The organism is Frigoribacterium sp. 2-23, from assembly GCF_049601585.1.
Lineage (GTDB): Bacteria > Actinomycetota > Actinomycetes > Actinomycetales > Microbacteriaceae > Frigoribacterium.
In genome coordinates, this window is sequence record NZ_CP187126.1 from 1,775,950 (window position 1) to 1,800,980 (window position 25,031).

A 25,031-nucleotide genomic window follows, 5' to 3' on the forward strand; every position below is an offset into this window, starting at 1 on the left:
ACACCGCACGAGCAGCAGATGAGACGCGCCCCTTCAGGAGAATCGTTATGACCAAGAAGATCGTCGTCACCGGTATCGGTGCCACCTCCCCCCTCGGCGGCACCGCCGTCGAGAGCTGGGACAACCTGCTCGCCGGCCAGTCCGGCATCACCACCCTCGAACAGGACTGGGTGGCGAAGTACGAGCTGCCCGTCACGTTCGCCGGTCAGGCCCGCGTCCCCTCGATCGACGTGCTCGACCGTCGCGAGGTCAAGCGCCTCGACCCCTCCAGCCAGTTCGCCCTCACCGCGGCGCGCGAGGCCTGGGCCGACGCCGGCTCCCCCGAGGTCGTGCCCGAGCGGTTCATGGTCGACTGGGCCACCGGCATCGGCGGCGTCTGGACACTGCTCGACGGCTGGGACACCCTCCGCGAGAAGGGTCCGCGTCGCGTCCTGCCGATGACCGTCCCGATGCTCATGCCGAACGGCCCCGCGGCCGCCATCTCGATGAGCCTGGGCGCCCGGGCCGGCGCCCGCACGGTCGTCTCGGCCTGCGCCTCCAGCACCGAGTCCATCGTCAACGCCTACGACCACCTGCAGCAGGGTCTCGCCGACATCATCATCGCCGGCGGCTCCGAGGCGGCCATCCACCCGATGCCCCTCGCGTCGTTCGCAGCCATGCAGGCGCTGTCCAAGCGCAACGACGACCCGGCCACGGCCTCCCGCCCCTACGACGTCACGCGCGACGGGTTCGTCCTCGGCGAAGGTGGCGCGGCGCTGGTCATCGAGACCGAGGAGCACGCACTCGCGCGCGGCGCCCGCATCTACGCCGAGCTGATCGGCGGAGACGTGACGAGCGACTCGTACCACATCACCGCGCCCGACCCCGAGGGCTCGGGCGCCGCCCGCGCCCTCGTCTCGACGCTCGAGAACGCCGGTGTCGATCGTGACAGCGTGGTGCACGTCAACGCCCACGCGACGAGCACGCCCGTCGGCGACATCGCCGAGTACCGCGCGATCAAGCGTGCGTTCGGCGACCACGCCTCCAAGCTGATCGTGTCGGCGACGAAGGCCGCGACGGGTCACCTGCTCGGTGGCGCCGGCGGCATCGAGGCGGTCTTCACCGTCAAGGCCCTGCAGGAGCGCACCGCTCCCCCGACGATCAACGTCACGCAGATGGACGACGAGATCGACATGGACGTCGTCGTCGGCACGCCCCGCGCGCTGCCCGACGGCGAGATCGTGGCGGTCAGCAACTCGTTCGGCTTCGGCGGCCACAACGCCGTCGTCGCGTTCCGCTCGGTCTGATCCGCGTCACCGTCCGATCCGCCTCATCAGGCGAACGCCGAAGGCCGGCACCCGTCACGGGTGCCGGCCTTCGCTGTCGCTGGTCGAATGGTGGAATCGTCGCCGGGTCGGTCAGCCGACCTTGTGCAGCCAGACGACGGGGTTGCCCTCGCCCGAGTAGCGGAACGGCTCGAGCTCGTCGTCCCAGGCCTGGCCGAGGGCGAGACGCAGTTCGCGGTGCAGCTCGAGGGCGTTCGATCCGGCGATCTCCATCGCGTAGCGGATGCGGTCCTCCGGGATGACCGTGTTGCCGGCCGTGTCGGTCTGGGCGAAGAACACGCCGAGGTCAGGGGCGTGCATCCAGCGACCGCCGTCGTGCGACTCGCCCGGGTCTTCGGTCACCTCGTAGCGGAGGTGCTCCCAGCCACGAAGGGCCGAGGCGATGCGCGCCCCCGCGCCGTCGTCGCCCTGCCAGGAGAACTCGGTGCGCTGGGCACCCTTCAGCACGGGCTGGTCCACCCATGCGAAGTTCACGCCGTGCCCGAGGGCGCGACCGACAGCCCACTCGACGTGTGGGCAGAGCGCACGAGGGGACGAGTGCACATAGAGCACTCCCCGAGACGTTGCAGCAGCCACGATTCCTCCATTCGGTTAGGTGCGACTTCCCCATCGACCTGGTGAATGAACGGATTCGGATTGCGTGTGAAGTTGTGGTCGTGCCGTGTTCGAGTCCAGAGGACCGAGAACGACCGACCGTGTGTGAATTATGACCGATACCACCTGAAAATCACAAGAGTGTAACCATTGTCGACGCGTGCGCCCCGCCCGGATGGGCTCACTTGGCCTGGCCGTAGTCGTCGACGACGGCCACGGTGAGTGGGAACCGCACCGGCGACGGGCCGAACAACAGTTCGCCGGCCTCGACGGCGGCGAGACGCACCTGCTCGGCGACGAGGTCGGCGACGTCGGCCGGGCTGTGCACGACGAGCTCGTCGTGCAAGAACAGCACGAGATGCGGGGCGGCCTCTCCCCGCTCACCCCACGTGTCGTACAAGCGCCGCCGCAGGGCCGCCATCCAGCACAGTGCCCATTCCGCAGCGGTTCCCTGCACGACGAAGTTCCGGGTGAAGCGCCCCCACGCGCGACTCGCCCCGTCACCGTCGGCCCGCGGCATCTCGGGCGGCATCACGTCGGGGGCCACGCCTGCCCCCGGACGCGGCGACGACCGGCCGAGCAGGGTACTGACCACACCGCCGCCCTCCCCCACGGCCGCCGCGGCGTCGACGTACGCCATCGCCCGCGGGAAGGCCCGGGCCAGACGCGGGACGAGACGACCGCTCTCACCCCGCGTGGCGCCGTACATCGCGCCCAGCATGGCGACCTTGGCCTGCGGGCGATCCGCGACGGCGCCGCTCCGCACGATCCCCTCGTAGAGGTCGCCCTCCCCCGCCTTCGCCATGGCCGCGTCGCGAGCCAGACCCGACAGGATGCGCGGTTCGAGCTGGGCGGCGTCGGCGACGACGAGTTTCCAGCCCGGGTCGGCCACGACGGCACGGCGGACGGCCTTCGGAAGCTGTAACGCGCCTCCTCCACTCGTCGCCCAGCGACCCGTCACGACGCCTCCGGGCACGTAGTCGGGTCGGAATCGTCCGTCGCGGATCCAGGCGTCGAGCCAGGACCAGCCGTTCGCGACGAGCAGCCGCTGCCGCTTCTTGTAGCGCAGCAGCGGCTCGATGACGGGGTGCTCGTGCTCGCTCAACTGCCACTTGCTCGTCGACGTCACGGGGATGCCGGCGCGGTTGAGGGCCTTCCGCAACTCGACCGGCGAGTCCGGATTGACGTCGGGGTCGCCGAGGGCGACACGGATCTCGTCCAGATCGTCCCGCATGTGCGCGGGGCGTTCGCCCGGGCCCGGCCTCGGGCCGAGCAGCTCGGTCAGCACCGCATCGTGCACGATCGGCGACCACGGAATGCCTCGACGCCGCATCTCGACGGCCACGAGGGCGCCCGTGGACTCGGCTGCCACCAGCAACTCGAGGCCGGCTCGGGCCGGACTCGCCTCGATCGCCTCGCGCTGGGCCAGGAACTCTGCGACGGGGTCGGGCAGGGACTCGGGCACGAGCTCGAAGAGCGCCGACGCGTCGTCGGTCGCCGCCTGGGCCGTGTCCCACGGGCCGCGAGCGGCTCCGTGCAGCGCCGACCCCTCGGTCGCCGACGACGAGCGCAACAGGGCATGGACGAGCCGCAGATCGACGATGCGGGACACCCGCACGCCGGCCCCGAGGAGGCGCGGATACCATCGCGGCGTATCGTCCCAGACCCAGCGGGGCCGCGTCTCGGCCTCGACCCGCCCGATCTCGTCGGCGACGTCGCCCGCCTCGATCCGACCGCTCCGCTGCGCCGTGAGGCGTGCCGTCGGCGTCACACGATCGAAGTCGGTCCATTCGACGTCGTTGCTGGGCAGACGACGGACGACACGGAACACGACCCGATCATCTCATCCGTGAGAGGTCAGCCGTGCAGCACCGCCCCGTCGCGGCCGAGGACGTTCTTCTCGCCGGCCTCGATGGCGATCGGGAAGCGGTTCTGCTTCGGCGGAATCGGGCAGTTGAAGTTGTACGAGAACGCGCAGGGCGGGAGGACGGCCCTGTTGAAGTCGAGCGTGATCGTGCCGTCGGCGTTCGGTGTCGGGAAGAGGAAGCGCCCGACGGAATACGTGCTGTCGCCATTGGTCGCATCGCCGAAGACGAGCTGGAGCCGGTCGCGATCGCCGGACGGGTAGGCCGCGAGCTCGTAATCGACGCCGTCGCGACGGAAGCGGATCAGCCCCGGCAGCGGCTTGGGGCGACTCAGGTCGAGATCGCGCTGGTGCCTGATGTCGATCTCGGTACCCTCGGGCGTGGGGACGAAGTCGGCCTCGACCACCCAGTCGGCGTCGAAGTCGAACGCGTCGATCGAGCCGAAGCCGGCGATCGCGTCCGATGCCGAGTCCCAGACGCGCAGCGCGTACGAGGTGCGGTCGTCGTTGGCGATGACGGTGCCCGTCGTGGTCGCCGAGAACCGGATCGTGCTGGGCGTCACCGCGTCGTCGCCCGCCACGAAGACCGTGCCGTCGACCAGGTCGCCGTCGACGCGGATGTCGTCGGCCGCGGTCGCCGTGAGCTGGAGACCCGAGACCCCCACGGGGGTCGGCGCCCACGACCCCGGCACGCCCCAGATCGGCTGCTCGCCGTCGACCCACTGCGTGTTGACGAGGGCGAGAGGACCATGCGCCGACGTCACGCGCTCGTGGCGGAGCGCATGGAAGCGGGCGAGGTCGGAGGCGGAGGTCTGCGAATCGGTCATGGTCCACTCAACGTACGCGCCGCCTCCGTCATTTCCTCGACCGATCGCTCACTCACCGATCCCTCACTCGCCGACAGCACGGAGCCGCTGCTCGAACGGGATCAGGTCGGCGAAGGGGTCGTCGCGCCGAGTCGTGTGGCTGGCGACGAGTTCGGAGAACTCCCCCGCAGCCCGGGCGATGCGCTGCGAGAGACCGCCCTCGGTACCGCCCTCGGCTCCACCCCAGTCGTCCGAAGCCGCGAACACCGAGGTCGGGACGACGACGGCACGCAGGTAGGCGAACAACGGCCGTACGGCGAACTCGAGCGCCAGCGAGTGACGTGCCGTGCCGCCCGTCGCCGCGATCAGCACGGGCACACCCGTCAGCGCCTTGTTGTCGACGACGTCGAAGAACGACTTGAAGAGACCGCTGTACGACGACGTGAAGATCGGGGTCACCGCGATGACGCCGTCGGCGCCGGTGACCGCCTCGAGGGCCTCCGCCAGGGCAGGAGGCGCGAAGCCGGTCAGCAGGTTGTCGGTGATGTCGTGGGCGAGGTCACGCAGGTCGACGACGACCACGTCGACCGGCGTGCCGTCGGCGAGCAGCGCCCGGGAGGCGGCATCGGTCAATCGGTCGGCGAGCAGACGGGTGGACGACGGCTGGCTGAGGCCGGCCGACACGACGACGATCTTCTTGGTCATGAGCGGTTCCTTGCGGTGACGACTTGTTCATGCGTCTGCATGCACCAGACGACAACGCCCGGATCGCGGAGGTATTCCCGCCTACGAGATCGGAGGTGCGAGCCGGAGGAACCGCTCCGCCACCTGGGCACGGTCGAACGGCCCGCGACCGTCTCGATCCGTCTGCTCGACGTCGAACTCGACCCACCACGTCCGGGCCGATCCGCCGATCGACGAGACGCCCTGCCAGGCCGATCCACCCGCCCGCAGCACGACGCCGGTGGGGCCCGACGGCCACGGTGTCGTCGGATCTTCGTCCGTATCGACGACGAAGACCTGTGCCCCGACCCCCATACGTCCCGGCAGCGCCGGTGGGCGGTCGAGATCGGACTCGAATTCGGGCTCGGGCCCCCGGGAGCGTCGGGTGAACATGCGGGCCATCGTGCCATGCCCCGCTCGGAAGCGGGTTCGGACACGCATGGGAAGCCGGACGTAGGGCGGACGGGACTTGAACCCGTGACCGATCGATTATGAGTCGACTGCTCTAACCGGCTGAGCTACCGCCCCGCTTCGGCGGCCTGCGGGGCCACCGGCTCACCACGATACAGGCTCTCGAAGACGCTCAAGGTGCGCTCGATGTCGTGCAGTTCGATCATGCGGAGACTCGCCCGGCGCATGGCGAGGTACTCGTCGTCGCTCATCGTGAAGACGCGGGTCAGCTTGGCGGCGAGGTCGTCGCTGTCGCCGGGGCGGAACAGATAGCCGTTCTCCCCCTCGTCGACCAGGTGCGGCAGAGCCATCGCGTCGGCGACGACGATCGGCAGACCCGAGGCCATGGCCTCGAGGCTCGCGATGCTCTGCAACTCCGCGATCGAGGGCATGGAGAACACGGCACCGTCGGTGAGCGTCTGGCGCAGCTCCTCGTCGGACAGGTAGCCGGCGAACGTGACCCGCTCGGCGATGCCGAGGTCGACCGTCATCTGCTGGAGGTGCTTCATCAGATCGCCACCGCCCACGATGGTGAGGGTGGATTCGAGGGCCGGATCGATCTTCGTCATGGCACGCAGCAGCACGTCGATCTGCTTCTCGGCCGTCACCCGCCCGACGAAGATGACGCGGTTCTCGGCCGGCCGGTCGAAACGCGCCCGATAGCGAGCGGCGTCGATGCCGCAGGAGACCGCGAGCACGTCCGACACGTCGACGGCCTTCTCGAGGAAGGCGGCCGCCTTGGGCGTGGGCGTCGTGATGGCGGCGGCGTGGCGGAACGTGCGCGAGGCGTCGTTCCAGGCCAGGCGGATGGCCGTCTCGCGGACGAAGTGCGGGAGACCGGTGTGCTCGATCAGGTTCTCGGGCATGAAGTGGTTGGTCGCGACGATGCGGATACCGCGGTCGACCGCCGCCTTGACCACGCCGCGACCGATCACGATGTGCGACTGGATGTGGATGACGTCGGGCTCGATCTCGTCGATCAGCTTCTCGGCGTGACCCCGCACCGTCCACGGCGTGGCGAAGCGGAGCCAGTCGTGCAGCGGCCACCGCGTCGACTTGAGGCGGTGCACGGTGAGCGTGGTGCCGTCGTGCTCTTCCAGGAAGACGCCGTGATGCCGGCTCGCCGCCGGGACCATGAGATGGATGTCGTGACCGCGACGCGCGAGGCCGACCGCGAGTCGCTCCGTGAAGTTCGCCGCCCCGTTGACGTCGGGTGGGAACGTGTCCGCCGCGATCAGGATCGTCAGTCGGGGCTTCGCGTCGGCGTCGGTCACGTCTCGTGTCGTCCTTGTCGTGCGTCGTGGATCGGGTGGTGCACCCCTACGCTAACTCAGCGCTTCGTCTGGGGGTGGTATTTGGCGAGCTGGAACACGCCGTACACGGCCAGGGCGCCGGCGATCACGAACAGGATCGCCGACCAGGCCGGCGCGTTCGCGGCCTCGCCCAGCACGATGATGCCGATGCCGACGGCGATCAACGGATCGACCACCGTGAGACCGGCGATGACCAGGTCGGGCGGGCCCGACGAGTAGGCGTTCTGGACGAAGTAGCCGCCGAGCGCGCCCGCCCCGAGCAGGAAGACGATGCAGATGATCGTGAGCCACTCGAAGTTGCCGCTGAACAGGCGATTGAGGACGATCTTGGCGAGCGTCGCGACGAAGCCGTAGAGCACGCCCGCACCGATGATGTAGAACAGGGCGCTGCGGCGACGACGGAACAACCGGAAGGCCACCCCGAGACCCGCGACGACCACGAGCAGGATGATCAGGACCGTGATCAGCTGGCGCCGGTCGATAGGTGTCTCGACCGCGACGAACGCCGCGATGGTCACGAACAGCCCTACGCCCCCGACGCAGAAGGCGATGGCGCGCTTCGCCTTCGGCTCCAGCCGCCGTTTCGTGGTGCGAGCGTTCAGGATCGCCGTGATGACGAGGGCCACGGCACCGAGCGGCTGGACGACGAGCAGCGGCGCGATGCGGAGGCTGGTCAACTGGAAGAGGATGGCGAGCCCCAGCATGAGGGTTCCGAGCACCCAGGAGGGGCGGCCCACCAACGCGATCAGCTGGCGAATGCTCATCCCGGTCGCCTCGGCGCCCAGGCGGCGCTCGACCTTGGCGACGCCCCGGTGCTGCAACTGCGCACCGATGGAGAGGAAGACGGCACCGATCAACGCGATCGGGATGCCGAGCGCCTGGAAGGGGGTCAACGACACGGGGAGGTCGATGTCAGGCGTCACGGGGACACGCTACCCGCTGAGCGCTGGATAGTCTGGACGAATGGCCGTACGACCTATCTCCATCACCGGCGAGCCCGTTCTGCACGAACGCGCCACCGAGATCACCGAGTTCGACGACGCTCTGCGCACGCTCGTCGCCGACATGTTCGAGACCATGGACACCGCCCCCGGCGTCGGCCTCGCCGGCCCCCAGGTCGGAGTGGGTCTGCGACTCTTCGTCTACTCGTTCGTGGACGACGACGATCGTACGTGGCGAGGCGTGGCGATCAACCCCACGCTCTGGCAGAGCCCCCTCAGCATCGAGCCGCTCGACGACGACGGCGAGTCGGAGGGATGCCTGTCGATCCCGGGTGAGCGGTTCCCGCTCCGTCGCGCGGACGACGTGCTCCTCCGGGCCGTCGACCTCCACGGCGAGCCGTTCGAGATCGAGGCGCACGGCTGGCTCGCGCGGATCTTCCAGCACGAGTACGACCACCTCGACGGCGTCCTCTACGCGGACCGTCTCGAGCACCCGTTCGGCAAGGTCGTCGCGAAGACGATCCGCAAGTCGAGCTGGGGCGTGCCCGGCAAGACGTGGATGCCGGGCGTCGACCACCCCGAAGGCTGATCGCCCGCGGGCGAGGCGACCCGTGCCTCCGGATGTCTCCTCGGCGTCCGCGTGGCCGGGGCGTCTCCGCTGCCCGATGCCCGGGCATGAAAAAGGCCCAGCGGGTGGAGCCGCTGGGCCTTCGCTCCCCGACTTGGACTCGAACCAAGAACCTGCCGGTTAACAGCCGGCTGCTCTGCCAATTGAGCTATCGAGGAATGGCAACTGCTGAGAACTTTCGTTCTCAACAGCGGGCATAACTCTAGCAAACTTTGGCCGCACCTCCGAACCAAGCCGTCTCTCCGGGCGCGTCGCCCCGATCGAGGCGCGTCGCCCCGATCAGACCGTGTCGTCCGCGCGGTGCTGTGCTCGGTCGCTGGTGCGCTCCCGGGCCGAGATGATGTCGATCGGCGAGGTCTGCGAGAGCACCTTCACATAGGGGTCGACGCCGTCGCGGAGGACGTCGTCGATGTGGCCGAACCCGACGAGACGACCGCCGCGCATGACGGCCACGCGATCGGTGATGGCCCGCGCCTCGGCGACGGACGACGTCACGACGACGGCCGAGAACTGGCGGTCGCGATGCAGATGCTTGATCACATCGAGCACCGCCTGGCGCACCAGGACGTCGACGCCGCGAGCGGGTTCGTCCGCGATGAGCAGGGTGGGCTCGAGGACGAGACTGCGGGCGAGCGCCACGCGCTGACGTTGCCCCGAGCTGAGCTCCCACGTCTGCTTGAGCATCGTCCCGAGCGGCAGGTGCACGTCGTCGATCAGCGTCGCCACGATCTTGCCCGCCTCACGACGGTCGAACCGTTTGTCGCGCAGGTAGATCGGCTCGGCGATCGCCTCCCCCACCGACAGGTCGGGGTTGAGGTGGTCGCCGTCGTCCTGCGCGAGGTAACCGATCCGCGCCCCCACGCGGTCGCGCCGTCGCGCGGACGACGAACGGAGACTCTGGCCGAAGACCGCGAGCTCACCCCCGACGATGCGCGGGTGCTTCTCGGGGACGCGGCCGGGGCCGGTCAGCCCGGCCAACGCACGCGCCAGCGTCGACTTGCCCGAACCGCTCTCCCCGAGCACGGCCAGGATCTCACCGGGCCGCACACTCAGGGTCACGCCGTCGACGGCACGCACGGCCGGGTGCCCGGCCCGGGCCGGATAGAGCAGCGAGAGGTCGTCGGCCTCGATGGGCCGCGCGACGTCCAGTTCTCGAGGGGACATGGCTCAGGACGCCCTCTCGGAGGCGGCGATCCGGTCGAGCTCAGCCAACCGGGTTCGACGGACGGCCTGCTCGGCCGGATCGGGCACCGGAAGGGACGCGAGCAGTCGCTGCGTGTACACGTGCTCGGGTGCGCCGAGCACCTGGTCGTTCGGGCCGTTCTCGATGAGATCGCCGTGGTAGAGCACGCCGATCCGGTCGGCGAGCATGTTGACGACCGCCAGGTCGTGGCTGATGAACAGCGCCGCGAAGCCCAGGTCCTTCTGCAGCTCGGTGAACAGCTCGAGGACGCGCGCCTGGACGGACACGTCGAGCGCGCTGGTGGGCTCGTCGGCGATCAGCAGCGCGGGCTCGAGGGCCAGCGACCGTGCGAGACTCGCCCGCTGACGCTGGCCCCCACTGAGCTCATGCGGATACCGGTCGCCGAACGTCTTGGGCAGCTGGACCGCCTCGAGCAGCTCGTCGACGCGCTTGCGGGCACGCCGGGCGTCGGGCGCCCGTCCGTGCACGATGAGCGGTTCGGCCACGCACTCGGCGATCGTGAGCAGCGGGTTGAAGCTCGAGGCCGGGTCCTGGAAGACGAAGCCGATCTCGGCGCGCTTGGGCTTGAAGTCGCGCTCGCGCACACCGTTCATCTCGACACCGAGGACCTCGAGCGAGCCTCCGGTGACCTTCGTCAGACCGGCGATCGCGCGACCGATGGTCGTCTTACCCGAACCGCTCTCGCCGACCAGACCCAGCACCTCGCCGCGAGCGATCGAGAAATCCACGCCCTTGACGGCGCGGAAGCCCCCACGGCCGAGGCGCCCCGGGTACTCGATCTCGAGGCCCGTGGCGCGCACGACGATGTCGCGATCGGAGTCGGCGGCCTGCACCTGCGCACCCCGCGCCTCCAATCGGGGCACCGAGCCGAGCAGCTTCTTCGTGTAGTCGGCCTGCGGCGAGCGGAAGAGATCGGTCGCGGTCGCCTGCTCGACGACCTCGCCCAGGTACATGACGGCGACACGGTCGGCCAGGTCGGCCACGACACCCATGTTGTGGGTGATCAGCACGATGGACGCGCCGAACTCGTCCCGGCACCGACGCAGCAGATCGAGGATCTCGGCCTGCACCGTCACGTCGAGCGCCGTCGTGGGCTCGTCCGCCACGATGACGGCCGGGTCGAGCACGAGCGCCATCGCGATCACGACGCGCTGCTTCTGACCGCCCGAGAACTGGTGCGGGTAGTAGTCGACGCGCTTCTCCGGCTCGGGGATGCCCACCCGACGCAAGATGTCGATGGCACGGCTCCGCGCCTCCTTCTTGCCGATCTTCGTGTGGGCGCGCAGGCCCTCCGCGATCTGCCAGCCGACCGTGTAGACGGGGTTGAGCGCCGTCGACGGCTCCTGGAAGACCATCGCGACCTCTTCACCGCGCAGACGACGCACGTCGGCGCGACTCGCCGTGAGGACGTCGTGCCCCGAGAGGACCACGGCACCGGAGGTGACCGCGGTCTCGGGCAGCAGACCGAGGATGGTCTTCGCCGTCACGGTCTTGCCCGAGCCCGACTCCCCCACGATGGCGAGCACCTCGCCGGCGCGGACGTCGAGCGAGACGCCGCGGACGGCTGCGACGTCGCCGCCGTCCGTCGCGAAGGTGACCTCGAGGTCGCGGATGTCGACCGTCGTGTCGCGCTGGTCGCGCGGCACGTCGTGCGTCTCGTGGCGGAGCGCGCCGGGACGCGGCGTCGCGTCACCCGTGATGCCCTCGCTCGTCGTGTCCGTCATGCGGAGGCCTCCTGCCCGACGACCGGTGCGGTCGTCGCGTCGTTCTTCGTCTTACGCCGTGCGCGTCGCCGTGTCCGGAGGCGCGGGTCGGCCAGGTCGTTCAGGCTCTCGCCCACGAGGGTGATACCGAGCACCATCAGGACGATGGCGGCACCCGGGAAGACACCCGTCCACCAGATACCGCTCGCGGTGTCGCTGAGCGCACGGTTGAGGTCGTAGCCCCATTCGGCCGCGGCCGTCGGTCCGATGCCGAACCCGAGGAACCCCAGCGCGGCGAGCGTCAGGATCGCCTCGGACGCGTTGAGCGTCAGGATCAGCGGCAGGCTGCGGGTCGCGTTGCGCAGCACGTGCTTGAACATGATGCGCGGGGTGCTGCTGCCGACGACCTTGGCGGACTCGACGAACGCCTCGGCCTTGAGCCGGACGGCCTCGGCGCGGACGACACGGAAGTACTGCGGCACGTAGACCACGGTGATCGAGATGCCCGCCGAGACGATGCCGCCCCAGAGGCTCGACTGACCGCCGCTGATGACGATCGAGATCACGATGGCGAGCAGCAGCGACGGGAAGGCGTACACGGCGTCGGCGATGACGACGAGCACCCGGTCGAGCCACCCGCCGATGTAACCCGAGACGAGACCGAGCACGACGCCGAGCGAGATCGACAGCACGACGGCCACGACGACGACCGCGATGGCGGTCCGAGTGCCCCAGACGACCCGGCTGAACACGTCGTAGCCGCCCACGGTCGTGCCCCACAGGTGCAGGGCCGAAGGGGCCTGCTGACGGGGGAAGGTCCCGTCGGCGTCGCTGAGCTGACCGAAGCCATAGGGCGCGATCAGCGGCGCGAGGACGGCGAGCACGACGAAGACGATGCAGATCACGAGACCGGCGATCAACATGCCGCGCTGCAGCCCGACCGCGTGCCTCAGCTGCGAGACGACGGGCAGACGCTTGTAGAACGGTTCGCGGCGGTCCTCCAGGACGGCCGGCGCGGTGGTGTCGGTCATGCTCAGTACCTCACTCGCGGGTCGATGAGCGCCGCGATCACGTCGACGATGAAGTTCGTGACCGCGACGATGACGGCGAGCACGGCGACGATGCCCTGCACGGCGACGAAATCGCGGGTCGACAGGTACTGCTGCAGCGTGAAGCCGAGGCCGCGCCAGCCGAACGTCGTCTCGGTCAGGACGGAGCCGCCCAGCAACATCGCGATCTGCAGGCCCATGACGGTGATGATGGGGATGAGCGCGGGCTTCAACGCGTGCTTCCGGACCAGACGGAACTCGGAGACGCCCCGCGACCGTGCCGCGTCGACGTACTCCGAGCCGAGCGTGCCGATGACGTTCGTGCGGACGAGCCGGAGGAAGATCCCGGCGGTCAGTAGGCCGAGGGTGATGGCCGGCAGCACGGCGTGCGAGAGCACGTCGGAGATGATCTCCGAGTTGCCGGTGCGCAGCGCGTCGACGATGTAGATGCCCGTCGGATTGTCGATCCTGCCGAGGGCGATGGCGACGCGCGTCGATGCGCGCCCACCGAGGGGCAGCCAGCCGAGGGCGACCGAGAACGTGAGCTTCAAGAGCAGACCGGCGAAGAACACGGGCGTGGCGTAGGCGAGGATCGCGAGGATGCGCAGCACGGCGTCGGGCCAGCGGTCGCGGACATAGGCGGCGAGCATGCCGAGCGGCACACCGATCACGAGGGCCACGATGAGCGCGTAGAAGACGAGCTCGATCGTCGCGGTCCCGTACGTGACGATGACCTCGCTGATCTGGCGGTTGTCGGTGGCCGTCGTGCCGAAGTCGAGGCGGACGATCTGTCCGAGGTATTCGAGGTACTGCACGATGATCGGCCGGTCGTAGCCGGCGGCGTGCAGACGCTCCTGGAGCTGGGCCTCGGTGAGGCGACCCCCGACGGAGGCGGTGATCGGGTTCCCGACGACCCGCATCAGGAAGAACACGAGGGTGACCAGGATGAACACGGTCGGGATGATGAGCAGGGCGCGGATCACGAGATAGCGGCCGAACCCGCCCCCGGAGGGGCGGCGTCGGGTCGCCTTCGCGGTGGGCGGCTCGGTCGCGGGGATGTCCCCGGTGAGCAACGTCACGTCAGGTGCCTTTCGATGGTGGTGCGTCGTGGACGCGGCAGGGGTGCTCCGCTCGAGAGCGGAGCACCCCTGCCGGTCGTTCAGAAGCCGGCCGTGGAGCGAGCCGGTGGTTCGGTTGCGTGCTGCCCGGACTCAGAGGGACGGCCGAGCAGAACGGGGTCGGTCGGCCTCAGCCGACCGACCCCGCGGTTCAACGCCCGAGAGCGCCGTATCGGAACTTGAACGACGCGTCGAGCGTGTCGTCCACGCCGGTCACGTCCTTCTGCGAGACGACGACCTGCGTGCCCTGCAGCAGCGGCAGGGTCGGCAGATCCGCCGCGACGGCGTCCTGGATCTGACCGATGGTCGCGGTGCGGGCGGAGGCGTCGGACTCGGCGATCTCCTGCGTCAGCAGACCCTGCACGGTGGCCGAGTCGTAGTGGTTGCCGACGAAGTTGTTCTTCGAGAAGAACGGGCTCAGGTAGTTGTCGGCGTCCGAGAAGTCGGGGAACCATCCGAGCTGGTACACGGGGTAGAGGTCCTGACGACGCTCGCTCGAGTACGTGTCCCAGAGGGTCGACTGCAGGTTGATCTTGAACAGGCCCGTCGCTTCGAGCTGGGTCTTGATCAGCGCGTACTCCTCGTCGCTCGACGCACCGTAGTGGTCGGGGCTGTACTGGAGGTTGATCGCGACCGGCGTCGTGACACCGGCGGCCGAGAGTGCGGCAGCCGCCTTGTCGACGTCGGGCCCGCCCTTGCCGTCGCCGTACATCGACTCCAGGGGCTTGGTCGCACCGGTCAGGCCATCGGGGACGGCCGAGTAGAGGGGCGTGTACGTGTTGTTGTAGACGTCTTTCGCCAGTGCCTCGCGGTCGACGGTGTCGGCGATCGCCTGGCGGACGGCCAGGGCCTTCGCGGTGTCGGCCTCGGGCGTGGTGGCGCCGTAGGGCATCGTGTTCAGGTTGAACACCATGTAGCGGATCTCGCCACCGGGGCCGTTGTGCACCGTGAGCTTGTCATCCTTGGCGAGGTCGGCCAGGTCCGTCGGGCTCAGGGTACGGTTCGCGACGTCGACGTCGCCGTTCTGGACGGCGAGCTTGAGGTCGGTCTCCTTCGTGTAGTACGTGGCGGTGATGGACGAGGTCTTCGGCTTGCCGAGCACGCCGTCGTAGTTGTCGTTGGCCTTGTACGCGATCGACTCGTTCTCTTTGTAGTCGGTGATCGAGTACTGACCCGAGAACGCGTCGCCCTTGACGATGTCGGCGGGCTTGGTCACCGCGGTCGCCGAGAACACGTCTTCGTCGACGATCGGGCCGGCGGGGCTCGAGAGCACCTGCGGCCAGGTCTGGTCGGCGCCTTTGAGGTGGAAGACGACCGTGGTGTCGTCGGGAGCGTCGGTGCTCGCCAGGTTGCCGAGCAGCGACGACGGGCCGTTGTCGTCGGCGATGGCGAGCTGGCGGTCGAACGAGAACTTGACGTCGCTCGAAGTGAGGGCGTTGCCGTTGGCGAACTTCAGCCCCTTCTTCAAGGTGACCGTGTACGTCGTCGGGTCGGTGAACGTCGCCGACTCGGCGAGGTCCGGCTTGACGTCCGGGCTGCCGTAGGGCGAGTTCATCAAGAACGCGAAGACCTGGTTCTGGACGGCGAACGAGCCGTTGTCGTAGGAACCGGCGGGGTCGAGCGACGTGATCACGTCGGTCGTGCCCACGCTGATGCCGTCGAGCGCGTCGTTGGCGCTGCCACCGGAGGCGCAGCCGGCGAGGACGAGCGCTGTGGCGGCGGCGCCACCCACGACGGCGAGAGCGCGTCGAGCGAGCGTGGAGTCGGATGTCATATCCGGTTACCTCTTTCTCTGTGTGCAAGGAGCCACGCCATGACGCCGCTGTGAATGCGTCGGATTGGCGGGGTGTTCATTGGTAACACATGTACTGCGAGGCGCCCTACCCCACGCGGAAGTGTTTACAGAGACGCAACGAATCCGCGCGAGAGTCGAATCGGCCCGCCGGGGGTCACTCGACCTTGATCGAGCGTCGCTCCGCCTCGACCGCGACGAGCCGCGTCTGGATCTGACGCCACTTCTCGGGTTCTGTCTTCGCGTCGGTGCGGAACGACTGCCCCAGCAACTCCGACTTCTCGCGGAGCAGGTCGCGCTCGACGATCGAGACGACGATGCCGCGGCAGTACGTGACGATCTCGCGCCCCTCCCGCTCGGGGATGGGTGCGACGGCCAGCTCCCGCGCGAGACCGGCGAACGGCTCCGGTGTCTGGTCGAGGACGGTCGTCAGCCAGTCGGGAGCGTCGAAGTGGTCGAGGCTCGCGCCGATGGCGTCTCGGACCACCGCCAGGGCGGTGTTCTCGAGACGTGACCGGACCGCCCGCTGGATCAGCTCGAGGCCGACCGCGCCCGGCTGCTGCAGCATCGCCATGACGGCGTCGCGCTCGGTGCGCGTCGTGAGATCGTCGGCCAACCCGAGGAGGCTCGGTGCGGCTCGTTCTTCGAGCACCGCCACGGCGGGCAGGCTCGTGATCGACTGCGCGCCGTCGGTGATGCTCTTCGGCTTGGCACGCTCGGCGGCCTCGACCTGGCGGGCGGCGGACCGGGCGGAGCGTACCGCGGCCGCGACCTCGGCGGGGTCGAGCCCGAGCCACATCGCGACGGAGCGCTCGTAGCCCTGCGTCATGGCCTCGTCGCGGATGCCGACGATGACCGGCGCCGCCTCGCGCAGGGCCGACACGCGCCCCTCGACGGTCTCGAGGTCGTGCGACGCGATGCGGCGCCGGATCATGAACTCGAACATCGGCCGGCGTGACTGCACCAGGCGGACGACGGCGTCGTCACCGCGCTTGAGCCGGAGGTCGCAGGGGTCGAGACCGTCGGGGGCGACGGCCACGAAGGTCTGCGCCGCGAAGCGCTGCTCCTCGGCGAAGGCCCGCGACGCCGCCTTCTGACCGGCCTCGTCGGGGTCGAACGTGAAGACGACCTCGCCGGCCACCGAGACGTTCTGCCCGCCCACGTCGCCGAGCATGGGCCGCAGCACCTTGATGTGATCGATGCCGAACGACGTGCCGCACGTCGCCACCGCCGTCGTGACCCCGGCGAGGTGGCAGGCCATCACATCGGTATAGCCCTCGACGATGACGACCTGCTTGCCCTTCGAGATGTCACGGCGGGCGAGGTCGAGCCCGTAGAGCACCTGCGACTTGTGGTAGACGGGCGTCTCGGGGGTGTTGAGGTACTTAGGGCCCTTGTCGTCGTCGAGCAGACGGCGGGCGCCGAAGCCGATCGTCGAGCCCGTCACGTCGCGGATCGGCCAGACCAGTCGCCCGCGGAACCGGTCGTACGGACTGCGATCGCCCTGACTCAGCAGACCGGAGGTGACCAGCTCGTCGTCCGTGAACCCGCGCCCCTTGAGGTGCGAGCGCAGGGCGTCGAACGACTTGGGGGCGAAGCCGACGCCGAAGCGGGCGGCCGCCGCCGGATCGAAGCCGCGCTCCCCCAGGAACCGCCGTGCCGGGTCGGCGTCGGCGGCCGTCAGGTGCTCGACGAAGAAGGCGGCGGCGGCCTCGTTGGCGGACAGCAGTCGCGCCCGATTGCCGTGGTCGCTGGCCTGGCCGCCGTCTTCGTAGTGCAGCGTGAACCCGATGCGCGCCGCCATCCGCTCGACGGCCTCTTGGAAGGTGGTGTGGTCGGTCTTCATGACGAAGCTGAACACGTCGCCGTCCTCGCCGCAGCCGAAGCAGTGGTAGCGGCCGACCTGGGGCCGGACGTGGAAGCTGGGGCTGCGCTCGTCGTGGAAGGGGCAGAGGCCCTTCAGCGAACCGACACCGGCGCCCTTGAGCGTGACGTGATCGCCGACGATGTCGGCGATGTTCGTGCGCGACCTCACCTCGTCGATGTCGTTACGTCTGATCAGGCCGGGCACGCGACGATTCTACGGCCGACCACCGACGAGGCGGTCGTGCCAGGCCATCGCGCTCTGGTCGGTCAGCGAGGCGACCTGGTCGACGACCACGCGCCTCCGGCCGTCGTCGTCCGCCGCATCGGCCCAGTCGGCGGCGAAGCCGGGGTCGAGCTCGCCGGGGCCGCGGCGCCACAGCTCGTCGGCGAGGTCGGTCAGCACCTCGCGTTGGCGCACGTAGATGGGCTGGCGCATGCCCTGCGTCATCACGAACGCGGCGACGATGCCCTTGAGCGCGGCGATCTCGCCGATCACGTCGGGAGCCACGACGACACTCGCGCTGAAGCGGATGAGCGACTGCTCGGCGTACGACTCCCGGGTCGCCTGTGTCGCCGACGCGGCGAAGCGGCCGATCAGCTGACTGGTCATGTTCTTCAACCGCGCCTGGTCGACCCGACCGCCGTCGTAGGACTCGAGCCAGAACGATTGGGCCCGCAGTCGGTCGAACGCCTCGGACAGCTCGTCGCGGCTGAGTTCGCCGCCCACCCATTCGTGCATGGCGGTGACGAGGCTGTCGTGGTCGACCTTCGCGCCGAGACGCTCGACGTCGATGTAGCCGTTGACGACCGCGTCCTCGAAGTCGTGCACCGAGTAGGCGATGTCGTCGCTGAGGTCCATCACCTGGGCCTCGATACAGCGCTGGCGACGGGGTGCACCTGCCCGCAGCCACTCGAACGCGGCCGTGTCGTCGTCGTAGAAGCCGAACTTCATACGGCCGCTGGGGTCGGGCACGCCCTGGGCGGCCGGCCACGGGTACTTGCAACTCGCGTCGAGACTGGCCCGGGTCAGGTTGAGCCCGTAGCTGCGGCCCGAATCGTCGATCACCTTGGGCTCGATCCGCGTGAGCAGCCGAAGCGTCTGCGCATTGCCCTCGAAGCCACCGATGTCGGCCGACCACTCGTTCAAGGCCCGTTCGCCGTTGTGCCCGAACGGCGGGTGACCGAGGTCGTGCGCGAGGCAGGCCGTGTCGACCACGTCGGGGTCGAGCCCGAGGCTCGTCGCGAGCTCGCGACCGACCTGGGCCACCTCGAGCGAGTGCGTCAGACGATTGCGGGCGAAGTCGAGGCCCGCGGTCGGGCTGAGCACCTGCGTCTTGGCCGCGAGGCGCCGGAGCGCACTCGAGTGCAGCAGGCGGGCACGGTCGCGCGCGAAGTCGCTGCGACGGCTCGAGTGCTGCTCGGGCAACCAGCGCTCGGAGTCGGCGGGATCGTAGCTGACGCTCGGGGTCACACGGGGCCTTTCACGACGGGGTGTGACGACGCGTCGGTGACGCGTCGAGAGAGAAGACGAGGAGGTGCGGCGCGACAGGACGCGCCCGTCACCCGCCGCTGTGGTGCAGTTCGGCCGCCGCCAGCTCGACCCTGAACGCGTCGTCCAGCTCGCGGCTCTCGAGCCAGCGGTCGGGCAGCGAGGGGCGCTTCGGGCTGCCGGCGCGGCCGCGCGGCCCCTCGGCCGCTTCGCCCGGGTAGGCCTGGTCTCCGTCGAGGGTGCCGAGCAGGTCGTCGAGCTGCGCCAACGACTCGACCATCGCGAGGTCGGCCCGCAGATCGCCGCCGACCGGGTACCCCTTGAAGTACCAGGCGACGTGCTTGCGGATGTCGCGGCAGGCGCGGTCCTCCTCGCCCTGGAAGAACTCCACGAGGAGTTCGGCGTGACGCTTGAAGGCCTGGGCGACCTCGCCCAGCGTGGGCTCGGCCTTGGACGACTCGCCGCGGAAAGCCGCGGCGAGGTCACCGAACAGCCAGGGACGCCCGAGGCAACCGCGACCGACGACGACGCCGTCGCACCCGGTCTCGTCGACCATCCGCAGGGCGTCGCCGGCCGACCAGATGTCGCCGTTGCCGAGGACGGGCACGGACGTGATCGTGTCCTTCAGCGTCGCGATGGCCGACCAATCGGCGTGACCGGAGTAGAACTCGCTGGCCGTCCGAGCATGCAGGGCGATGCTCGAGACACCGGCACCCTCGGCCGCTCGACCAGCCTCGAGATAGGTGAGGTGGTCGGAGTCGATGCCCTTCCGCATCTTCACGGTGAGCGGGATGTCGCCGGCGGCCTTGACGGCGCGCTCGACGATCTCGCGGAAGAGCCCCAGCTTCCAGGGGAGGGCGGCGCCGCCGCCCTTGCGCGTCACCTTGGGCACCGGGCAGCCGAAGTTGAGGTCGATGTGGTCGGCGCGGTCCTCGGCCACGAGCATGGTGACGGCCTCGGCGACCGTGTTCGGCTCGACGCCGTACAGCTGGATGCTGCGGGGCGTCTCGCTCTCGTGGTGCTGGATGAGACGCATGGACTCGGGCGTGCGCTCGACCAGGGCACGGCTCGTGATCATCTCGCTGACGTAGAGACCCGCGCCGTATTCGCGGCACAGCCGACGGAATGCGGTGTTCGTGATGCCGGCCATCGGGGCGAGCACGACCGGGCTCGCCACGTCGATCGGGCCGATCGAGAGGCCGGGGTGCGGCGCGACGCCGACGGGTTCGGGCACGGTGGTAGTGGACATCGTTACGATTCTCCCATGCCCGACGCCTCGTCTCACCCCGGAATCCAGCGCGTGCTCGCCGCCTCCATCGCTCTCGGGTTGGACGTCGAGATCGTCGACCGGCCCGAGGCCGGAAGCCTCGAGGAGGCGGCGGCCCTGCTGGGCCTCGACCCGTCCGACATCGTGAAGAGCCTGGTCGTCAAACGACACGACGGCAGCTTCCTCTTCGCGCTCGTCCCCGGCGGCCGGCAGATCTCGTGGTCGAAGCTGCGCGGTGTCGTCGGGGTCAACAAGCTCTCGATGCCCCCGGCCGACGTCGCTCTCGAGGCGACGGGCTACGAGCGCGGCACCATCACGCCCCTCGGCAGCAGCACGGCCTGGCCCGTCTACGCCGACCAGGCCGTCGTTGGCCGTCGCGTGGCGCTCGGTGCCGGGGCCCACGGGCACAGTGCGTTCGTCGACGCCGACGCCCTCGTCCGGGCGCTGGGTGCGACGGTGGCCGACATCAGCGATCCGGTGGCGTGACGATCTCGTCGGCCTGAGCGGCGGCAGACGCGGGCACGACCGGCAGGAGGCACGCGTCCCCCTCGCAGGCCACCGCGTCGGAGGCGCCGAGCATCGTGAACGGAGACGTCATCGGGCGACCTCGACGCTGTCGGTCGCGACCTGGTCGAGCACCTGCTGGAAGACCTCGGGGGCCTGCGCACCCGAGACCCCGTACTTGCCCTCGATGACGAAGAAGGGAACGCCGTTGATGCCGTACTCGACCGCTTGGGCCTGGTCGGCGCGCACGTCCGCGAGGTACTCGTCCGTCGACAGGCTCGCGACGACCTCGTCGCGGTCGAGGCCGATCTCGGCGGCCAGGTCGGCCAGATCGTCGACGCGTCCGACATGGCGGCCCTGCTCGAAGTAGGCCTTGAGCAGCCGCTCGGTCATGTCGAGCTGCCGACCCTTCGCCTTCGCGAAGTGCAGCAGCTGGTGCGCCAGCACGGTGTTCGTGTGCTGTAGCGCGTCGTAGTCGTAGTCGAGGCCGACCTCACGAGCGATACCCGTGACGTTCGCCAGCATGCCCACGACCTGCTCGGCCGGCAGCCCCTTGTGCTTCGACAGGAAGTCGATCTCGTCGCCCTCGAAGTCGACAGGCGTGTCGGGCGACAGCTCGAACGAGTGATAGGTGACGTCGACGGCCCTGCCGGAGCGCCGCACGCCGTCCTCGAACTTGCGTTTGCCGATGTAGCACCAGGGGCACGCGATGTCCGACCAGATGTCCACCCGGATGGGGTCCCGTGAAGTCATGACAGGTCGAACCCCGAGGCCGCCCGCCGCATTCCCGCGGCCGGCGACCCCGTGCCGATCAGGCGCCGAGCAGCTGCTCGGCCAGGTAGCCGCGCAGGGCCGACAGGGGCATGCGCTCCTGGGCCATCGTGTCGCGCTCGCGCACCGTGACGGCATCGTCCTCGAGGGAGTCGAAGTCGACGGTGACGCAGAACGGCGTGCCGATCTCGTCCTGGCGGCGGTAGCGGCGGCCGATCGCGCCGGCGTCGTCGAAGTCGATGTTCCAATACTTGCGCAGGTCGGCGGCCAGGCCGCGAGCCATCGGCGAGAGCTGCTCGTTGCGGCTGAGCGGCAGCACGGCGACCTTGATCGGGGCCAGACGGCGGTCGAGCTTCAGCACGGTGCGCTTGTCGACACCGCCCTTGGCGTTCGGCGCCTCGTCCTCGGTGTACGCGTCGACCAGGAACGCCATCAGCGAGCGGGTGAGACCGGCGGCCGGCTCGATGACGAAGGGGGTCCAGCGCTCGTTCTTGGCCTGGTCGAAGTACGACAGGTCCTTGCCGGAGGCCGCCGCGTGCGTCTTGAGGTCGTAGTCGGTGCGGTTGGCGATGCCCTCGAGCTCGCCGAACTCGCCGCCGGCGAAGCGGAAGCGGTACTCGATGTCGACGGTGCGCTTGGAGTAGTGCGACAGCTTCTCGGCCGCGTGCTCGTAGAGCCGCAGGTTCTCGGGGTCGATGCCGAGGTCGACGTACCACTGGAACCGCTGGTCGATCCAGTACTGGTGCCAGTCTTCGTCCGTACCGGGCTCGACGAAGAACTCCATCTCCATCTGCTCGAACTCGCGGGTACGGAAGATGAAGTTGCCGGGGGTGATCTCGTTGCGGAAGCTCTTGCCGATCTGGCCGATGCCGAACGGCGGCTTGATGCGCGACGACTGCAGGATGTTGTCGAAGTTCGTGAAGATGCCCTGGGCGGTCTCGGGCCGGAGGTAGGCCATGCCCTGCTCGTTGTCGACCGGGCCGAGGAAGGTCTTGAGCAGACCCGAGAAGTTCTGCGGCTCCGTCCACGAGCCGGGCTGCCCCGTGTCGGGGTCTCGGATGTCGGCGAGGCCGTTCTCGGGCGGGTGACCGTGCTTGGCCTCGTAGGCCTCGATGAGGTGGTCGGCGCGGTAGCGCTTGTGGGTGTGCAGCGACTCGACCAGCGGGTCGCTGAAGACCTCGACGTGACCGGAGGCCTCCCACACCTGGCGCGGCAGGATGACGGCCGAGTCGAGGCCGACGACGTCGTCGCGCCCCTGCACCATCGTCTGCCACCACTGACGCTTGATGTTCTCCTTGAGCGCGACGCCGAGGGGGCCGTAGTCCCACGCCGACCGCGACCCGCCGTAGATCTCGCCCGACTGGAAGACGAAGCCACGGCGTTTGGCCAGGGCGATGACGGAATCGAGACGGTTGGCTGCGGCCACGTGTGATGCTCCAAGCGGTGGGGACCCGAGCTGGATGCCCGGTCGGTCGAGATACCCGGCAACTCTACTGGCAGCGTCGGGGTCTCCCGGCACCGTCAGGGCCTGAGCGCGGCGACGACCCGGTCGACGTCGTCGGCCGTGTTCCAGAGGTGGAAGGCGACCCGGACGCGCCCGGCTCGTCCGGACACGGTCAGACCGGCCCGTCCGAGCACACGGAGGTCGGCCCCGTCGGGGTCGGCCCACGTGACGACGGCCTGGCCCTGCGGCTCGCGATCGAGGCGGGCGCACAGCGCGTCGCCCAGCCCCGTCGCGTGCCGCCACGTGTCGGCGGGATCGAGCGAGGAGAACAGGCGCAGGGCCGGCAGGGCGCCGACCCAGGCGGGCCACGCGGGAGACACGTCGAAGGCCCGGGCGTCGGCTGCCAGGTTCATGTCGGGCCCGTAGCAGGACTCCCAGACGTCGTCACCGGCGTACCACCCGGCCTGGACCGGGACGAGACGGTCGTGCACCTCGGGCGCGACGGTCAAGAAAGCGGCCCCGCGCGGGCTGCACAGCCACTTGTACGAGTGGGTGACCGTCAGGTCGTAGCGGGAGGCGTCGACCGGGAGCACCCCGGCCGCCTGGGTGAGGTCGCAGAACGTGAGGGCACCGTGTGCGCGGGCGGCCGACAGGATCGCGTCGTCGTCACTCACGGCTCCGGTGGCCGACTGCACCCGCGACCACGCGACGAGCCACGTGTCGGCGGACACGGCCGCGGCCAGCTCGTCGGCCGGCACGTGGCGCACGCGGACGCCCCGGTGCGCCTGCGCGAGGAACGGGAAGACCACCGAGCTGAAGTCGCCCGTCACGCAGAGCACCTCGGCGCCGTCCGGGACCGAGGCGGCGACCACGGCCACCTGCGATGACGTCTGGGAGCCGATCGCGACGCGACCGACGTCGACGCGCGCGATCCGGGCGAACGCGGCCCGCGCCTCCTCGACGACCTCGCCGTAGGCGACCGGGGAGACGTCGCCGAGCTGCCACGCCCGCAGATCGGCCTGCTGCGCCGCGATCGTCTCGTGAGTCGGCAGCCCGAGGGTGCACGCGGCGAGGTACCCGGGTCGGGGCGCGAAGTGGCGGGAGGCCTCGGCGACGGTCGTCTGCATGTCCATGCCGCCATGCTGCCGGGCCGCGAACCATCACACAACGACAGCCTTTCGATGGAAACCATCACGCGGGCTTATGCTCGCGAGATGACCGACGATCTCGATCTGCAGACGCTCCGCGTCGTGCGCGCCCTGGCCGACACGGGGACGATCACGGCCGCCGCCGATCTGCTCGGCTACAGCCAGCCCGCCGTGAGCGGTCAGCTGCACCGAGCGGAGGCCCGGGTCGGCCAGCCCCTCGTGCTGCGGTCCGGTCGCGGGGTGACCCTCACGGAGGCGGGACGCCGTCTTGCCGAGCACGCCGTGCACGTGCAGGCCGCGCTCGACGCGGCGCGCGAGGACCTCGCCCGCCTGGGCGGGCTGACCTCCGGTCGGGTGCGCCTGGCCGGGTTCCCCAGCGCCTCGTCCACGATCGTGCCCGACATCCTGTCGCGACTGCGCCGGAGTCACCCCGGCCTCACGGTCGGGTACGTGGAGGTCGAGCCGCCCGAGGCCCTGGCCCTACTCCGGGACGGAGCCGCCGATGTCGCCCTGACCTTCACACACGACGGGCAGTCGGCGGCAGCGCACGACCTGCAGGGTCTGGCGCACCACACGGTCTTCACCGACCCGACCGTGCTCGTGGTCCCCCGCGACCACCCGTTCGACGAGGGCGACGACCTCGGCACCCTGGCCCGGGAGAGATGGATCGGAGGCTGCCCGCAGTGTCGAGGGCACCTCCTGACGACCTGCGCCTCCTCCGGCTTCGCGCCCGACATCGTCCTCGAGACCGACAACGCGCTGGCCGTTCTGGGACTCGTCGCCGCGGGGCTGGGCGTCGCCCTGCTGCCCGGCCTGTCCCTCGTCTCGGCCGCCGTGCCCGAGGGGGTACGAGTGATCGCGCTGCCCGATCGATTGTCGAGACGGGTCCACCTCGTGCACGGACGCGACGGCCGCCGCGTGCCGAGCGTGCAGGCCGTGGCCGACGCCACGGCCGCCGTCTCGCCGGGCGCTCACGGGCTGCACGCCGCTCGTCGGCGTTAGGCTGACGCCACGACTCGGGGAAGGTATCTC

23 protein-coding genes and 2 tRNA genes are annotated in these 25,031 nt (G+C 69.7%); 4 read left to right on the top strand and 21 right to left on the bottom strand.

Translation table 11 applies throughout. The annotated features are described in order from the left end of the window. The first annotated feature begins 47 nt into the window (after positions 1-47). Positions 48-1,286 (top strand): beta-ketoacyl-[acyl-carrier-protein] synthase family protein, encoded by a 1,239-nt coding sequence (locus ACPEEZ_RS08330; protein ID WP_423917370.1) that lies wholly within the window; start codon positions 48-50, stop codon positions 1,284-1,286. A gap of 111 nt (positions 1,287-1,397) precedes the next feature. Here the strand turns inward: ACPEEZ_RS08330 and ACPEEZ_RS08335 are convergent, their stop codons facing one another. From ACPEEZ_RS08335 to ACPEEZ_RS08370, 8 genes are all read right to left on the bottom strand, one after another. After that, complete coding sequence (locus ACPEEZ_RS08335) at positions 1,398-1,901, bottom strand: DUF3145 domain-containing protein (RefSeq protein ID WP_423917373.1); 504 nt, start codon at positions 1,899-1,901, stop codon at positions 1,398-1,400. 199 nt (positions 1,902-2,100) lie between these two features. Then, on the bottom strand, positions 2,101-3,750 hold the full coding sequence (locus ACPEEZ_RS08340) for a bifunctional 3'-5' exonuclease/DNA polymerase (protein ID WP_423917376.1): 1,650 nt from the start codon (positions 3,748-3,750) through the stop codon (positions 2,101-2,103). A gap of 26 nt (positions 3,751-3,776) precedes the next feature. After that, complete coding sequence (locus ACPEEZ_RS08345; RefSeq protein ID WP_423917379.1) at positions 3,777-4,610, bottom strand: DUF1684 domain-containing protein; 834 nt, start codon at positions 4,608-4,610, stop codon at positions 3,777-3,779. Between the two features lie 63 nt (positions 4,611-4,673). Continuing rightward, the gene (locus ACPEEZ_RS08350; RefSeq protein WP_423917381.1) at positions 4,674-5,294 is read right to left on the bottom strand and encodes an FMN reductase; all 621 of its coding nucleotides are present in this window, start codon (positions 5,292-5,294) and stop codon (positions 4,674-4,676) included. A gap of 81 nt (positions 5,295-5,375) precedes the next feature. Then, on the bottom strand, positions 5,376-5,705 hold the full coding sequence (locus ACPEEZ_RS08355) for a hypothetical protein (protein WP_423917384.1): 330 nt from the start codon (positions 5,703-5,705) through the stop codon (positions 5,376-5,378). 61 nt (positions 5,706-5,766) lie between these two features. After that, positions 5,767-5,840 (bottom strand) — tRNA-Ile (locus tag ACPEEZ_RS08360). Continuing rightward, positions 5,831-7,036 carry a glycosyltransferase gene (locus ACPEEZ_RS08365; protein ID WP_423917386.1) on the bottom strand — a complete coding sequence of 402 codons (1,206 nt, stop codon included), beginning with the start codon at positions 7,034-7,036 and terminating at the stop codon, positions 5,831-5,833. Before ACPEEZ_RS08365 ends, ACPEEZ_RS08360 begins: the two co-directional genes overlap by 10 nt. 56 nt (positions 7,037-7,092) lie before the next feature. Further along, positions 7,093-7,998: a DMT family transporter gene (locus tag ACPEEZ_RS08370; RefSeq protein WP_423917389.1), complete on the bottom strand. Its 906-nt coding sequence runs from the start codon at positions 7,996-7,998 to the stop codon at positions 7,093-7,095. A gap of 40 nt (positions 7,999-8,038) precedes the next feature. Here ACPEEZ_RS08370 and def point away from each other — a divergent pair, with 40 nt between their 5' ends. Continuing rightward, positions 8,039-8,605, top strand: coding sequence for a peptide deformylase (gene def, locus ACPEEZ_RS08375; RefSeq protein ID WP_423917391.1), 567 nt, complete (start codon positions 8,039-8,041; stop codon positions 8,603-8,605). Positions 8,606-8,729: 124 nt separating this feature from the next. On the opposite strand, the gene ACPEEZ_RS08380 is transcribed toward def, so the two are convergent. From ACPEEZ_RS08380 to dusB, 9 genes are all read right to left on the bottom strand, one after another. Next, positions 8,730-8,802 (bottom strand) — tRNA-Asn (locus ACPEEZ_RS08380). A 121-nt stretch (positions 8,803-8,923) separates the two neighbouring features. Continuing rightward, positions 8,924-9,808: an ATP-binding cassette domain-containing protein gene (locus ACPEEZ_RS08385; protein WP_423917394.1), complete on the bottom strand. Its 885-nt coding sequence runs from the start codon at positions 9,806-9,808 to the stop codon at positions 8,924-8,926. Positions 9,809-9,811: 3 nt separating this feature from the next. Then, positions 9,812-11,572 (bottom strand): dipeptide ABC transporter ATP-binding protein, encoded by a 1,761-nt coding sequence (locus tag ACPEEZ_RS08390; RefSeq protein ID WP_423917397.1) that lies wholly within the window; start codon positions 11,570-11,572, stop codon positions 9,812-9,814. After that, the gene (locus tag ACPEEZ_RS08395) at positions 11,569-12,582 is read right to left on the bottom strand and encodes an ABC transporter permease (protein WP_423917400.1); all 1,014 of its coding nucleotides are present in this window, start codon (positions 12,580-12,582) and stop codon (positions 11,569-11,571) included. The genes ACPEEZ_RS08390 and ACPEEZ_RS08395 overlap by 4 nt, the downstream gene beginning before the upstream one ends. 2 nt (positions 12,583-12,584) lie before the next feature. Continuing rightward, positions 12,585-13,673, bottom strand: a complete 1,089-nt coding sequence (locus tag ACPEEZ_RS08400) for an ABC transporter permease (protein ID WP_423924217.1) — start codon at positions 13,671-13,673, stop codon at positions 12,585-12,587. Between the two features lie 196 nt (positions 13,674-13,869). Further along, positions 13,870-15,492 carry an ABC transporter substrate-binding protein gene (locus tag ACPEEZ_RS08405; RefSeq protein WP_423917403.1) on the bottom strand — a complete coding sequence of 541 codons (1,623 nt, stop codon included), beginning with the start codon at positions 15,490-15,492 and terminating at the stop codon, positions 13,870-13,872. A gap of 175 nt (positions 15,493-15,667) precedes the next feature. Next, positions 15,668-17,581 carry a DNA primase gene (dnaG, locus tag ACPEEZ_RS08410; RefSeq protein WP_423917405.1) on the bottom strand — a complete coding sequence of 638 codons (1,914 nt, stop codon included), beginning with the start codon at positions 17,579-17,581 and terminating at the stop codon, positions 15,668-15,670. Between the two features lie 9 nt (positions 17,582-17,590). Then, complete coding sequence (locus tag ACPEEZ_RS08415; protein ID WP_423917408.1) at positions 17,591-18,847, bottom strand: deoxyguanosinetriphosphate triphosphohydrolase; 1,257 nt, start codon at positions 18,845-18,847, stop codon at positions 17,591-17,593. 88 nt (positions 18,848-18,935) lie between these two features. Further along, positions 18,936-20,114, bottom strand: coding sequence for a tRNA dihydrouridine synthase DusB (gene dusB / locus ACPEEZ_RS08420; protein ID WP_423917410.1), 1,179 nt, complete (start codon positions 20,112-20,114; stop codon positions 18,936-18,938). Between the two features lie 15 nt (positions 20,115-20,129). Here dusB and ACPEEZ_RS08425 point away from each other — a divergent pair, with 15 nt between their 5' ends. After that, a complete protein-coding gene (locus ACPEEZ_RS08425) occupies positions 20,130-20,618 on the top strand; it encodes an aminoacyl-tRNA deacylase (protein ID WP_423917413.1) in 489 nt (162 codons plus the stop codon). Here the strand turns inward: ACPEEZ_RS08425 and ACPEEZ_RS08430 are convergent. The 4 genes from ACPEEZ_RS08430 to ACPEEZ_RS08445 all read right to left on the bottom strand — a co-directional run bounded on the left by ACPEEZ_RS08430 (position 20,599) and on the right by ACPEEZ_RS08445 (position 23,984). Then, entirely contained in the window at positions 20,599-20,730 is a 132-nt protein-coding gene (locus ACPEEZ_RS08430; RefSeq protein WP_423917416.1) for a hypothetical protein, read from the bottom strand. The two genes, ACPEEZ_RS08425 and ACPEEZ_RS08430, sit on opposite strands and share 20 nt — an antisense overlap. Then, entirely contained in the window at positions 20,727-21,389 is a 663-nt protein-coding gene (locus ACPEEZ_RS08435; protein ID WP_423917419.1) for a DsbA family oxidoreductase, read from the bottom strand. The genes ACPEEZ_RS08430 and ACPEEZ_RS08435 overlap by 4 nt, the downstream gene beginning before the upstream one ends. A 58-nt stretch (positions 21,390-21,447) precedes the next feature. Further along, the gene (locus tag ACPEEZ_RS08440; RefSeq protein ID WP_423917422.1) at positions 21,448-22,833 is read right to left on the bottom strand and encodes a glycine--tRNA ligase; all 1,386 of its coding nucleotides are present in this window, start codon (positions 22,831-22,833) and stop codon (positions 21,448-21,450) included. Between the two features lie 95 nt (positions 22,834-22,928). Continuing rightward, on the bottom strand, positions 22,929-23,984 hold the full coding sequence (locus ACPEEZ_RS08445; RefSeq protein WP_423917425.1) for an aminotransferase class V-fold PLP-dependent enzyme: 1,056 nt from the start codon (positions 23,982-23,984) through the stop codon (positions 22,929-22,931). An 81-nt stretch (positions 23,985-24,065) separates the two neighbouring features. On the opposite strand from ACPEEZ_RS08445, the gene ACPEEZ_RS08450 reads away from it, so the two are divergent. Further along, positions 24,066-25,001 (top strand): LysR family transcriptional regulator, encoded by a 936-nt coding sequence (locus ACPEEZ_RS08450; RefSeq protein WP_423917427.1) that lies wholly within the window; start codon positions 24,066-24,068, stop codon positions 24,999-25,001. The last annotated feature ends 30 nt before the right edge of the window (positions 25,002-25,031 follow it).